This window comes from Cognatundibacterium aquatile, assembly GCF_014699135.1.
In the GTDB taxonomy this organism is placed as follows: domain Bacteria; phylum Pseudomonadota; class Gammaproteobacteria; order Burkholderiales; family Burkholderiaceae_D; genus Undibacterium; species Undibacterium aquatile.
The window spans coordinates 130,816-144,291 of record NZ_JACOFT010000001.1; the positions used below are offsets into that span (position 1 = coordinate 130,816).

At 52.5% G+C, this 13,476-nt stretch carries 8 protein-coding genes; 6 read left to right on the forward strand and 2 right to left on the reverse strand.

Going from position 1 to position 13,476, the window contains the following annotated elements:
* Window positions 1–85: 85 nt before the first annotated feature.
* A complete protein-coding gene (locus H8K26_RS00610; RefSeq protein WP_190476578.1) occupies window positions 86–5,527 on the reverse strand; it encodes a fibronectin type III domain-containing protein in 5,442 nt (1,813 codons plus the stop codon).
* Between the two features lie 362 nt (window positions 5,528–5,889).
* Here H8K26_RS00610 and H8K26_RS00615 point away from each other — a divergent pair, with 362 nt between their 5' ends.
* Genes H8K26_RS00615 through H8K26_RS00635 form a run of 5 tightly spaced genes read left to right on the forward strand, consistent with a single transcriptional unit; the run spans window position 5,890 to window position 8,314 of the window.
* A complete protein-coding gene (locus H8K26_RS00615; protein WP_190476579.1) occupies window positions 5,890–6,399 on the forward strand; it encodes a phage tail protein in 510 nt (169 codons plus the stop codon).
* 10 nt (window positions 6,400–6,409) lie between these two features.
* Window positions 6,410–6,943 carry a phage tail protein gene (locus H8K26_RS00620; protein ID WP_190476580.1) on the forward strand — a complete coding sequence of 178 codons (534 nt, stop codon included), beginning with the start codon at window positions 6,410–6,412 and terminating at the stop codon, window positions 6,941–6,943.
* Window positions 6,944–6,953: 10 nt separating this feature from the next.
* Window positions 6,954–7,469, forward strand: coding sequence for a phage tail protein (locus H8K26_RS00625; RefSeq protein WP_190476581.1), 516 nt, complete (start codon window positions 6,954–6,956; stop codon window positions 7,467–7,469).
* A 50-nt stretch (window positions 7,470–7,519) separates the two neighbouring features.
* A complete protein-coding gene (locus H8K26_RS00630) occupies window positions 7,520–7,813 on the forward strand; it encodes a DUF6916 family protein (protein WP_190476582.1) in 294 nt (97 codons plus the stop codon).
* A 15-nt stretch (window positions 7,814–7,828) separates the two neighbouring features.
* Complete coding sequence (locus H8K26_RS00635; protein WP_190476583.1) at window positions 7,829–8,314, forward strand: GNAT family N-acetyltransferase; 486 nt, start codon at window positions 7,829–7,831, stop codon at window positions 8,312–8,314.
* A gap of 330 nt (window positions 8,315–8,644) precedes the next feature.
* Here H8K26_RS00635 and dbpA read toward each other — a convergent pair whose 3' ends face one another.
* Window positions 8,645–10,036, reverse strand: coding sequence for an ATP-dependent RNA helicase DbpA (gene dbpA, locus H8K26_RS00640; protein WP_190476585.1), 1,392 nt, complete (start codon window positions 10,034–10,036; stop codon window positions 8,645–8,647).
* A gap of 497 nt (window positions 10,037–10,533) precedes the next feature.
* Here dbpA and H8K26_RS00645 point away from each other — a divergent pair, with 497 nt between their 5' ends.
* Window positions 10,534–13,356 (forward strand): EAL domain-containing protein, encoded by a 2,823-nt coding sequence (locus tag H8K26_RS00645; RefSeq protein WP_190476587.1) that lies wholly within the window; start codon window positions 10,534–10,536, stop codon window positions 13,354–13,356.
* The last annotated feature ends 120 nt before the right edge of the window (window positions 13,357–13,476 follow it).

A 13,476-nucleotide genomic window follows, 5' to 3' on the forward strand; every position in this document is an offset into this window, starting at 1 on the left:
GGCGTTCATGTTCAGCCGCCATAAAGAAAAAGCCCCCGTTATTGCTAACGGGGGCTTTTATTTGAAATACGCTTAACTCAATGCATCAGAAGCCGAAGCGTAAATCCAGTCGGAAGCTGTTGGCACGATAAGCATTGGCGCCCATCGATCCTAGCCACGCGAAGTTTGCTTGGAAACCACGACGGTTTTTGAAATTCAGCCCTAAACCTAAAGACTGAACATCTTCCGGAATACCTGTCACGATCGCGTTATACGTCGGACCATTCGCACCCATGTCAGAGTAATACACGGATTGATTGATATCGCCGCTGGTGCGGTGTGACAGTTGCAGCTTCAGTGAAGGTGTTACCTGACCGCTGGCAAAGAAATAGTCTTTAAAGATATCCACACCACCAGTGACGGTGGAATTGGTAAAGCTGCTATCTTTAAAGGTTAATGCCATCGGACTACCTTGTTCTGAGTAGCTATCCAGTTTGACGTTGATTACGTCGACGCGACCAAATGGATGTACACGGAACTGTTGCAGAATCAATTCGCGTGTCAGGCTCAGTGAACCGTAAATGATCTTACCTTTGCGGTCACCAGACAACAGGACATTATTGTTACTGTCCCAACGGCGATTGTCGTAGGTCACATGACCGGCACCAAGTACGCCATCAACAAACCAATGTTTTTCTGGTTTGTAAGTTGCATACAGCGAGCCAGACCATTGTTTTGCTTTACTTTCACTACCAAGATTATCAAAAGTAGCGTTGTCTTTAGCGTAGCCTAATGAGCCACCGGCAATCAACTTAGAATTGACCATTACGTCCATACCCAGCGTCAGACCTGCACTGGAGAATTTAGTACGGGAACCATCCTGTGCATCCAGAGAGCCGACGTCGATATTACCCGCAGTCCAGAAGCCTGCTGGCATACCGGCAATCCGTGGAACATCATCGCTGATGACCGGTTCTTGATCAGCTTCATCGTCTTTCGCAATGCGTTTCTCTTTCTGATGGGCCGTACCGTCCTGAGCAAATGGCGCTCTTGCGCGGCGTTGATTTTCCGCCGTTTTCACTGTTCCGAATTCTCCGGCAAGAACATCTTTCTCTTGAGTGCCACTGAAATTATCCAGAATTTTTCCACCGACCAGGCGCAAAGTATCCAGATACGGCACATTCAGACCAGCCCCGAAACGGTTACGGATATTAAAGTCATTATGCAGAATCTGTACGTGGTAATAGATGTTGCTCATCTGTGCCACAGTAAAGCGTTGTGTTGTCGTTGCTTGCGAAACGATATTTTGTTTCACCAGCGGATTGTTTACCGGATCAGGTCGGGCATTGACGTTCACAACAATGGCACCACTGGTGGAGCTGGCCAGATTGGCATCACCAGAATACACCACGGTCAGACTGTGGCTGCCGACGGCGAGAGTACTGGTCGTCAGACTTGCAACGCCCGCACTGAGATTCACTTTCGCGATCAGAGTCGTGCCATCCATAAAACTGGCGCTTCCCGTTGCCGCGCCAGGATTAACAGTCGCGGTCAGATTGACACTTTGCCCCAGCATAGGATTTAGTGAAGAGCTCGCCAGAGTGACGCTGGACGTTGCCATATTCAAGACTTGAATACTGACCGTTGCCGTTGCCGCACTGTAGTTAGCATCTGCTGCCTTAGTCACTGTGACGACGCAGGTTTCTGCAACACTGCCTGCAGTAACCACATTGCCAGCAACTGAGCAAGTACCCGTTGTGACTGCAGTACTGATGGCGCCGGTACCAGAGCCGCCAGTTGTGGTCAGTGTTGCTGTACCTGTCACCTTAAAGATGCTTGATTTATCGCTGACGACTCTGAGTGTCGCTTGCGCATTTTTACCAACCGTCAGCACGTAAGTCTGCGTTGCCTGAGCATTCACCCCGGCGACTGCTGCTTGCGTCGCCGTGATCGTACTCGTACCGGCGCTGACAGTAGTGATTGCGCCATTTGCACTCACGGTAGCGACGGCAGTGTTTGAACTGCTGTAACTGATCGCTCCGTAACTACCACCCGTCAGGGTTGATGTTGCAGGATTAGTCAGCGTACCTCCCATCACGACCGTTGCTGCATTTGGTGTAGTGAAACTCAGGATACCAACCGGCAGAGGTGCAACTGTCAGTGTATAGGTTTGTGTCGCCTGGTCGTTCATACCAGGCACAGCAGCTTGCGTTGCCGTTATGGTGCTTGAGCCGGGGCTGACCGATGTCACGACACCGGCCGCATTCACCGTTGCCACGGCATTATTCGAACTGCTGTAACTGATGGCACCAAAGCCGCCACCGCTCAAAGTTGACGTTGCAACGTTTGTGAAGCTCGAACCCATCGTGACCAGTGCGGCGCCCGGTTTGGCAAACGTCAGCACGCCAACTGGCAAAGGACTGATGGTGAACGATTGCGTCGCCGTTGTCGCTGCTGCGAAGTTCGTGTTACCAGCTTGATTAACATTGATGGTACAGACACCCGCAGAGATAGAGGACACAACACCTCCCGGGGTTACTGAGCAAACACCGGGTGTTGATGATGTGAATGTGACCGTTAAACCGGAAGAGGCGCTGGCTGTCAATGTCAATGCCGTTCCGAGAGTTTGTGTACCGGGATTGCCAAACGTAATGGTCTGAGGTGCTTTTGGCGTGACTGCGGTAGACGCCGTTGATGCGGCTCCAGTACCTGCCAGATTGGTTGCCGTGACTGTGAAAGTGTATGGCGTTCCGTTTGTCAGGCCAGTGACGACCAATGGGCTGGTCGCACCGCTGACAGACGCACCACCGGGGCTTGCAGTGACCGTGTAACCTGTGATCGCGCTACCCCCATTAAATACCGGTGCAGTAAAGGCGACAGACACTTGGGCGGCTCCGGCAGTGCCTACGGCACCGGTAGGCGCACCAGGTACAACAGGATTTACGGCAAATGTTCTGCTGATCGTCGTTGCTACCCCATACGTGCCGTCTCCGGCCTGATCCGCATTAATTATACAAGTGCCAGTCGTGACGAACGTCAACGCACCACCGGAAGTAATAGTACAGACACCAGTTGTTGAGGAGGTGAATGTTGGTATCAGACCGGAAGAAGCCGTAGCGGACAAGGTTGGTGTTGTGCCAAAAGCCTGACCACCGGGAGGGTTAAAGGTAATGGTTTGCGCTGCCTTAGGCGTCACTGCCGTGGATGCGGTAGACGCCGCGCCAGTACCTGCCAGATTGGTTGCCGTCACTGTGAAAGTGTATGGCGTTCCGTTTGTCAGGCCGGTGACGACCAATGGGCTGGTCGCCCCGCTGACATTCGCGCCACCGGGGCTCGCAGTCACCGTGTAGCCTGTGACGGCGCTGCCGCCGTTGTAAGCCGGTGCCGTAAAGGCCACGGATACTTGTCCACCTCCGGCTGTACCAACGGCACCGGTTGGGGCACCTGGAACAGTCGCATTAACCGCAAATGTTCTGCCGACGGTAGTCGCTGCCAGGTATGTGCCGTTACCAGCCTGATCGGCGTTAATCGTACAAGAGCCTGCCGTAACAAACGTCAACGCACCACCGGAAGTGACTGTACAGACCCCGGTTGTTGTGGAGGTGAAACTCACAGCTAAGGTGGAACTGGCGGTTGCCGTCAAGGTCGGTGTCGTGCCAAAAGTCTGTGCACCGGGAGGGTTAAAGGTAATGGTTTGTGCAGCTTTAGGCGTGACTGCAGAAGACGCCGTGGATGCCGAACCGGAGCCAGCCGAGTTTCTGGCGGTCACAGTAAAAGTATAAGCAGTTCCGTTTAACAGACCAGTGACGTTCAGCGGACTGGCTGCACCGGTAGCCGTGGCTCCGCCGGGGCTGGCAGTCACCGTATAGTCAAGAATAGCACTGCCGCCATTGGAAGCTGGTGCGGTGAAGGCGACGGAGACCTGAGTGTCTCCTGGTGTACCGACCGCAGCCGTTGGTGCTCCCGGAACAATGGCGTTGACAGTAAAAGTTTGTGGAACCGTTGCTGCTGCTGAAAAGGCAGCATTACCAGCCTGATCGGCATTAATCGTACAAGAGCCTGCCGTAACAAACGTCAACGCACCACCGGAAGTGATCGTACAGACGCCGGTTGTCGTTGATGTGAATGTCGGCGTCAGACCAGAAGAAGCCGTAGCTGTCAAGGTCGGTGTCGTGCCAAAAGTCTGTGCCCCGGGAGGGTTAAAGGTAATGGTTTGCGGTGCCTTAGGCGTGACTGCAGAGGACGCCGTGGATGCCGAACCGGAGCCAGCCGAGTTTCTGGCGGTCACAGTAAAAGTATAAGCAGTTCCGTTTAACAGACCAGTGACGTTCAGCGGACTGGCTGCACCGGTAGCCGTGGCTCCGCCGGGGCTGGCCGTGACCGTATAGTCAAGAATAGCGCTGCCGCCATTGGAAGCTGGTGCGGTGAAGGCGACGGAGACCTGAGTGTCCCCAGCGGTGCCGGCTGCTGCCGTTGGTGCCCCCGGAGCAATGGCGTTGACAGTAAAGGTTTGCGGAACCGTTGCTGCTGCCGAGTATGTCGTATTACCAGCCTGATCGGCATTAATCGTACAAGACCCTGCCGTGACAAACGTCAAAGCACCACCGGAAGTGATCGTACAGACGCCGGTTGTCGTTGATGTGAATGTCGGCGTCAGACCAGAAGAAGCCGTAGCCGTCAAGGTCGGTGTCGTGCCAAAAGTCTGTGCACCGGGAGGGTTAAAGGTAATGGTTTGCGTTGCCTTAGGCGTGACCGCCGTGGACGCGGAAGACGCAGTACCAGAGCCATTGGCATTTCTTGCCGTGACCGTGAAAGTATATGACGTTCCGTTTGTCAGCCCCGTCACTGCCAGCGGACTGCCCGCGCCGGTAGCAGTAAAGCCGCCGGGACTAGATGTGACGGTATAGTCAAGAATGGCACTACCGCCATCGGAGGCGGGAGCCGTAAAGGCAACCGACGCTTGCCCACTTCCTGGCGTAGCGGTAACACCTGTTGGTGCTCCGGGTACGGGCGCAACTACTGTGACGTTGACCGTATAAGGAGAACCGTTGAAATCGTAGAAAACAAATGAATCTGGTCCAGAGTAGCCATTTGGCGGCGTGTAATAGAACGCATCAATATTGGTCGGTCCTGTGGAACCACCGATCGACATGATGAAAACGTTGTTGGTTCCATGCGCACTCGACGACGGGAAAGTCTTGTTACCGGCGCTATTCTGGTTGCCTATGGCATCGACGTAAATACCCAGACTGGCACCAGTTCCATCCGTTTTTCCGCCCGGATCACAGTTCGCATAATCTGTCGTTGAAAACGTATATTTATATTCACTGCCACTTTGCGTGACCTGCCCACCTACAGTCGTCGAAAAACTGAGATTACAAGCAGCAGATGCTTGTCCATAGGCCAGCAAGGAAAAAATCAGCAGCATCAGTTGGACTAAGCCGCGCAGCATCTGTTTTTGTAAGGTGAATAAAAGCAGGCTGCACCATGTGGGATAGCGCATTCTTTCTGCCTGGCTGGCGGGATCATGGCTGGGATATATCGTCATTTTTTCCTCGGGGATGTTCCGTGTTGATTGACTGGTAATGGGTGATGCCGATTGGGATTGAAATATTCTGAAGCAGAGAATCGGATTGCTGATAATTGCCTGAAATAAACTTTTCCTTGACAAAAAGTGATTTATTAGGCAATTGTTAGCGACGGTAATATTTTAGCCACATTGCACAAAAAAAAGGCAAATTAAAAAATGAATTGCCTATAAGTGTGTTCTTTTCGCCTCTTTAGTCTGAATAGATGATTGACGAAAATTTATTTTGAGCGAATTATGTTTGTTGCAAAAAAATAAAAATTGCCAATAGTGGTCAGTGTCAGCACTTTTTTAACCGTCAGCACCTCTTTAAGGAGAAAACTGTGGAGCCGTTTTTAGGTGAGATTAAGATTTGCGCTTTTCCATTTGCGCCGAAAGGCTGGGCACTCTGTAATGGTGCCTTAATGAGCGTGCAACAGAACAATGCCTTGTTCGCATTGCTGGGTGTGCAATACGGTGGCGATGGAAAAAATACTTTTGCTCTGCCGGATTTACGCGGGCGCGTTGCCGTCCACAGAGATGGCAATACCTTTATACAAGGTCAAACCGGTGGTCAGGAAACGGTTGCCCTGCAGGCCGCGAATTTACCGCCGCACAATCATAATGTCGTGGTAGCCAGTTCGTCTGCAACTGTCCCGCGTGTCGGTAGTGCGGCGCAGAATGTATTGGCGGCAACGGCGACCAACATCTACGGTGCTCCCACTAATCTGGTCGCAATGGAAGCTGGCATGACCTCGACAATAGGTGCTGGCGCCGCGCATGAAAACATGCAGCCGTCACTCGTCATCAATTACATCATTGCCACTACTGGCATTTTCCCATCCAGAAATTAAGGAGAACAGAATGGCTGATCCTTTTGTTGGCGAAATTCGTTTGTTTGCAGGCACCTACGCGCCACAGGGCTGGCTAGCGTGTGATGGTAGTCAGGTTCAGATTTCAGAGAACGAGGTTTTATTTACATTACTGGGCACCACCTACGGCGGCGACGGCGTCCGCACATTTGCTTTGCCCGATCTGCGCAATCGCCTGCCCGTCGGGCAGGGTACCGGTCCGGCTCTGTCGCCACGCACCATGGGGCAGACATTTGGGGCGGCAAGTGTGCCACTGACGCAAGCACAACTCCCTGCGCATAGCCATACGATACAGGGCAGTGCGGATAATGCCACTATTGGTGTTCCCGGACCGACGACGGTGTTGGCAACGCTGGCCAGCGGTACTTTGTACGACTCTGGCGTGCCAAATCCCACGCTGGAACGCAAGCTCAGTCCACAATCGATCCCTGTTGTTGGCGGCAGCCTCCCGCATAGCAATCTGATGCCCACAACAGCACTGAATTACATCATCGCAACGGTCGGCATTTACCCGCAGCAAGCTTAAGGAGAACAGAATGGCAGATCCATTTATCGGAGAAATCCGCGCGTTTGGTTTCAACTTTGCCCCTTATCAATGGGCATTCTGTGACGGCGCGCTGGTACCTATCCAGCAAAATACAACCTTGTTCTCGATTCTTGGCGTCAATTATGGCGGGAATGGCACCTCGACTTTTGGCTTGCCAAATTTAATGGGGCAAGCCGTGATTGGCGCGGAAAATAATCTGGTAGGTGAACAGCAAGGTGAGAACGCAGTGAGTTTGATCTTGAGCGAAATGACGGCGCATACGCATGATTTGCATGTCAATGCAAATCAGTTTGTGTCGGCAGGCCCTGGCGGACATTTACCTTCTAAGCTGACAAGCGGCAATCTGTATGCCGCCACGACCGATACGCCTGCGCCAACGCTGACAACCCTGTCACCACAGGGCATCAGTGTGATTGGTCAGGGGGGTGCGCATGAAAATCGTCAGCCTTTCAGCGTGCTGAATTTCTGCATTTCATTGTACGGCGTGTTTCCGCAGCGTCCTTAAATTCTGGCCAGAGCTTGCTCTGGCATTTTTTTGTCTGAACATCTCACAATATGACTTTTACCGCTGCACAATTTTTACCGCATGTTGGTTCTCAGTTTTCTATTCCGTTTGGCGATGGTCTGAGCCTGACCCTGACACTGGATGATGTCAAAGACAGCACGACCGCATCTTCCCCGCATCACTTTTTTTCTCTGAATTTTTCCAGCAATGCCAGCACGGCTTTGCCACAGGGAATCTACGCCTTGCAGCATGCCAGCTTAGCGACGCAGGAAATTTTTCTGGTGCCGTTTTCGAAAACAGAACGTGGCGTTTCTTATTCCGCGACGTTCAGTGTGGAGAAATAAGCAGTGCCATCGGCGATGATTTTCCGGCATCCGCAACTAGCCTTGCGCGCTGTCAGCGACACCGATCTGGCATTTTTGCAACGCTTGTATGCGTCTGTGCGCGAGGAAGAGTTGCGCCCCACAGGCTGGCCTGAAGAACAGAAAGCCGCTTTTCTGGCGATGCAGTTTCAGGCGCAACACCGTGCCTATGCTGCTTATGCCGATACCGACTATTTTATTGTTCAGCGCGGGCAGCAAGACATCGGTCGTTTGTATCTGCAACACCAGCCTGAGACGATATCGATAGTCGATATTTCGCTGATGGCCGACACGCGCGGCCAGGGCATCGGCACCGATCTGTTGCAAGCGGTTTTCGCCCAGGCGCGGGCAGCGCACAAAGCGGTGCAGATTCATGTCGAAAAATTTAATCCGGCGTTACGCCTGTATCAGCGGCTGGGCTTTGTGGAAGTGGAAGATAAAGGCGTGTATCTGCTGATGCGGCGTCCCGCCGAAACGGATTGAGCGGTGCTGAACGGTGCGGTGCCTGCGGCCTGAATTCGCAACGTGTTCTGCTGCTTGCACTGCACGGAAATCATCGCTACAGGTGTTTTTCAGGCATTTTGGGCTGTAAATATACTCCCGGGAGTATATTTACAGCCCCTTTGTTTATGCGGACATAAAGGCCAAAACGCCAGATACTCCCCCTAAAACAGCAAATAACAGCAAATTTCAGGGTTCAATCTCGTTGGTATTGTGGTCTCATGGCGATCTGATGGAGTTGTTCAGTGGCAAGCTCAGGTTACCGGATTACGCCGCGCCGTATCACACCACATCACGTCGCACCACGCCGCATCACACGCTGTTGATCAGCCGCATTTTGAACTGGCGACCTTTGATATTCGTGAAGCTGAGTTTCTCTACCGTTTTGGCGGCGATGTGGCGGTCGAGCGCAACATAGGTCACAAACTCGGACACATTGATTTTGCCTACCTGTTCTTTTTTCAGGCCGATATCCGCCGTCAGCGCACCGAGTAAATCACCGGGACGCAGTTTGTCTTTTTTGCCGCCCATGATGCAGACCGTCATCATCGGCGCAGCCAGGGTTTGTTCCGGCGCTGCTTCGAGTTCATTGATGTCGGCCCAGGTGACAGCTTCACCCTGATATTCCGCGATCAGCTTCACCCATTTTTTCTCATTCGGCGTCGCCAGACTCAGCGCCAGACCTTTTTCACCAGCGCGGCCGGTACGACCGATGCGATGGATATGCACTTCCGTGTCTTTCGAGACATCGACATTAATCACCGCGCCCAGCGTCTGGATATCGAGCCCGCGCGCGGCCACGTCGGTTGCCACCAGCACCGAGCAGCTTTGATTCGCAAAACGGATCAGCACTTCATCGCGCTCGCGTTGTTCCAGATCGCCGTGCAAGGCCAGCGCGCTGATGCCCTGCGCCTGCAATTCTTCGGTCAGTTCACGACAATGAATTTTGGTATTGCAAAACGCGATCGTTGATACCGGCTGGTAATGATGCAGCAAACGCGCCACGGCTTCGTTGCGTTCTTCCGGTGTCACCAGATAAAACAATTGTTCGATATGGTTGGCCGCATGTTGTGATTCGACCTTGATTTCCACCGGGTCGCGCAGCAATTGTTCGCTGGCGTTGCGGATATTGTCCGGGTAGGTCGCGGAGAATAACAAGGTCTGACGGCGCGGTGAGCAGGCTGCAACGATGGTGTAAATATCGTCGTAAAAGCCCATGTCCACCATGCGATCGGCTTCATCCAGCACCAGAGTCTGCACGGTATTGAGATTGATGGTGCCACGGCTGATATGATCGATCAGTCGCCCTGGTGTGCCGACGACGATATGCGCGCCGTGTTCGAGCGAAGCAATCTGCGGGCGCATCGCGGTGCCGCCGCACAAGGTCAGGATTTTTACATTCTCAATCGCGCGCGCCAGACGGCGTAATTCATTCGCAACCTGATCCGCCAGTTCTCGCGTCGGGCAAATCACCAAGCCTTGTACTGCGAAATATGTGGGATTCAGTTTTGCCAGTATGCCCAGCCCAAAAGCGGCGGTTTTGCCGCTGCCGGTTTTTGCCTGCGCGATCAGGTCACGCTGCTGCAAAACCACGGGCAGACTCTCCGCCTGAATTGCCGTCATGGTGGTGTAACCGAGACTCTCCAGATTGGCGAGCATGGCGGCAGATAAAGGTAAGGAATTGAAAGCAGTAGCGTCAGACATGGGAATTTTTTCTTGGAACAGGTAAAAACAGGGGCGAAGCGATGACAAAAAACAGGCGCGATGCCAGCGTGGGTGCAGGTTCACGGCCTGATCGGGTTGACGCGTAATCGCCATCTACCGGCTGTATCACCCGTGTGCCAAGCTATCCGCCGGCCCATACACCGCAGGCGCGTGAAGGAATGTCGCTATTGTAGGCGATAAGCCGGGCGACCGCCTGTTTGTCGCATGCTTACAATTTTTGATCTGATGACACAAATATAGACGATGGCGTTATGCTCAGTTGTTGCCGCACTCGTTTGTCTGTGCCACTGCTGCGTTGCGACTCCGGATTGGGGCTGGTTTCAGTGCTACGTGGTTTCCACAAAATTTCCATAAAGCAACAAAATAATACTGAAAAATGTTGCGATAGGTTAAAATTTGTTTCATTTTTCATGATGAATTGATCACAGCCACAAGGAATTCATCTCCTGAACTTCTCCTCTTCGCTATGAGAATCTGTGCGCCCTTTTGAATCTCTTATCCAAGCGTGGTTAGCTCTCGGAGCTTACACGCGATTATTTGTCCCCATTACATTGCTGATATTCGTGGTCAGCGGGCTGCGTTACGACCTGTTGATTCATGCGGAAGTTGCCGGGGCAAAACAGCAGATTCTCACGCATGCCGAAAATATGGAGCACCTGTTGGGGCCGACGCTGCTGAAATTGAGCAAATCTCAGGATCAGACAGAGATCACCAACACCTTACGACGGCAACTGGCAAATGATCCTGATCTGACCCGTCTGACCTGGAGCTACCCTCAAAGCAACGTTGACATGACAGGTACGTTCACCGTGCCCATGCTTGCACCGCAATGGTTTCAGGCGATCTTGCAGATGCCGGCGACGCTGAGTAAGACCATCACGACCGCCGACAAAAATGCTGCCAGAGTCACCGTAGAAATCAGTACGAACAGTGCCGTCAACCGCATCTGGCAGAAAGTAGTGGTGCAGTTGCAGATTTCTGCCATGGCGATCTTTTTTATCTATTTTTTGCTGGGGCTGATATTGCGCGTCAATGAGCGCAGCTGGAAGCGGCTCGCGCTGGCAACGAACCGGTTCAAGACCGGTGATCATGGCGTCAGAATGGACGTTCGCGGCAGTCATGAAGAGCGTTTGCTGGCCACTACCTTCAATGGCATGGCCGAAGAAATCGAAAGCATTTTGTTGACGCTGCAGAAAAGTCAGCGCGAACAAAGCGAGCAGATGCACTTCACATTACAACTGCTCAATGCGCTGCCGGTATCGACATTTTTTCAGGATAGCCAGGGCATCTGTCGGGGGGTAAACCCAGCCTGGTGCAAGATGTTTGGCATACATCAGAAAGACGCGGTCGGTCAGCCCATGCACAAGTTACTGCCTTTCTTAGCGACACTCGATACGCGTCATATTTCTTCCGCCGGCTTAGCCATCTGTTCTCACAAAACCATTCCTGATATACCCCGCCAAGTTAATGGCGAACATATTTCTGCACTGTATTATCAGGCGACGTATACCAGTGTTGATGGCAAAGCCTCCGGCATCATAGGCGCGCTGGTCGATATCAGCGAGCGCAAAAAAATTCAGGCTGCGCTGGAAGAACAAAAAGAACGTGTGGAAACGACGCTGGATTCGATTGATGATGCCGTCATCAGCGCCGACATCGATGGCCGCATCCTGACCCTGAATCGCTCCGCACAAAAGCTGACCGGCTGGCGGCTTGAGGAAGCCTTGTCGCAAGAGCTTGCCACCGTCTTTACCTTAGGCGACAGCAGACAACAAACTGCATTGCACACCTATCTGACGAATGTTGTCAGCACCGGTGCGACGTTTCAGGAACACAATCTGGCGCTGTTGTCCCGCGCCGGAAGGCAACTCGAAGTGGATCTCAGTGCGGCGCCAATCCGTCAGCCGGATGGCACCGTCACCGGCAGCGTACTGGTATTCCGCGATCTCAGTGAAACGCATTATCTGATGCGGCAAATCGCCTGGCAGGCCGGGCATGATTTACTGACAGGATTAGCAAATCGCCAGTCTTTATCAGCCCATTTTTCACAAGCCATAGCCTATGCGCGTGAACATCACAAACTGCTGGCGGTGTGCCTGCTCGATCTCGATCATTTTCAGGAAGTTAACGACAAACACGGTAATGAAGTAGCCGACAAGTTATTACAGCAAGTGGCGCGCCGATTAGAAAGTTGCGTTGGTAAAAATAATCCGGTTGCCCGTCTTGGCGGCGATGAATTTGTGGTGCTGTTGCAAAATCAGAGCGATCTGAACGAAGTAGAGTTAAACATTGCTTTGCTGTTGGGGCAACTGGCCCAACCCTATGAATTCGAGCATAAAAAAATGACCATGCGCGCCAGCATCGGCGTTGCGATGTATCCGAATGATGAGCTTAGCCCCGATGTGTTATTACGCTATGCCGATCAGGCGATGTATCAGGCCAAACTCAGCGGACGTAATCAGTATCATTTGTTTGACCTGCAAAAAGACGAAGAAGTCCGCACCCGCCATAATCAGCGTGCACGGATTCGCGAAGCCTTGCTGACGGACGAGTTTGAGCTGTACTTCCAACCCAAAGTCGATATGCGGCATGGCCGTATCACCGGCATGGAAGCGCTGATACGCTGGAATCATCCGCAGCGCGGCATCGTCGGTCCCATGGAATTTTTACCGCTGGTGGAAAACACCAACATCATCATCGACATCGGCAACTGGGTGATACATCAGACCTTGCAGCAGATGAGTAACTGGATCGCCAATGGCTATACCTGGGTCGTCAGTGTGAATATCGCCGCGCGCCATTTTCAACATGCCGATTTTTTAGAAAATCTGCGCAGTTATCTTGCCCAGTTCCCCGATGTGCCGCCTGAATATCTGGAAATAGAAATTCTCGAATCAGCCGCCTTGCAAGACGTGCAGCAAGTGCGCGAAGTAATGAGTGCCTGTCAGCAGCTAGGCGTGCGTTTTGCCCTCGATGATTTCGGCACTGGCTACTCCTCTTTATCGTATCTGAAACGTCTGCCAGCCAATATACTCAAAATCGATCAGAGTTTCGTGCGCGATATGCTGGAAGATTCAGATGATTTGGCGCTGATCAGCGCGATCGTCGGTCTGGCAAATGCGTTTAAACGCGAAGTGATTGCCGAAGGCGTGGAAACGATAGAACACGGCGTTGCGCTGATGCGCCTCGGCTGCAATTTCGCACAGGGCTACGGCGTTTCCCGCCCCATGCCTGCGTCCCGCGTAGAGAAGTGGGCAGAAAATTATGTCCAGCCTGAGCAGTGGTTGCAACAAGCCTGACGTTACACATTCCACCAAATCGAATGCATCCATTTGCATACAACCTGATGCAGATGACATAAAAAAAACGGCGCGCATCATTTCAGATGTGCGCCGTTTTTTATTGCGTTAGCTGTCTAT

What these genes read in the sequence shown, in the direction of transcription:
- H8K26_RS00620 (WP_190476580.1), top strand. Translation starts at nt 6,410, where the DNA reads ATGGCTGATCCTTTTGTTGGCGAAATTCGTTTGTTTGCAGGCACCTAC.
- H8K26_RS00635 (WP_190476583.1), top strand. Translation starts at nt 7,829, where the DNA reads ATGATTTTCCGGCATCCGCAACTAGCCTTGCGCGCTGTCAGCGACACC.
- dbpA (WP_190476585.1), bottom strand. Translation starts at nt 10,036, where the DNA reads ATGTCTGACGCTACTGCTTTCAATTCCTTACCTTTATCTGCCGCCATG.
- H8K26_RS00625 (WP_190476581.1), top strand. Translation starts at nt 6,954, where the DNA reads ATGGCAGATCCATTTATCGGAGAAATCCGCGCGTTTGGTTTCAACTTT.
- H8K26_RS00630 (WP_190476582.1), top strand. Translation starts at nt 7,520, where the DNA reads ATGACTTTTACCGCTGCACAATTTTTACCGCATGTTGGTTCTCAGTTT.
- H8K26_RS00610 (WP_190476578.1), bottom strand. Translation starts at nt 5,527, where the DNA reads ATGACGATATATCCCAGCCATGATCCCGCCAGCCAGGCAGAAAGAATG.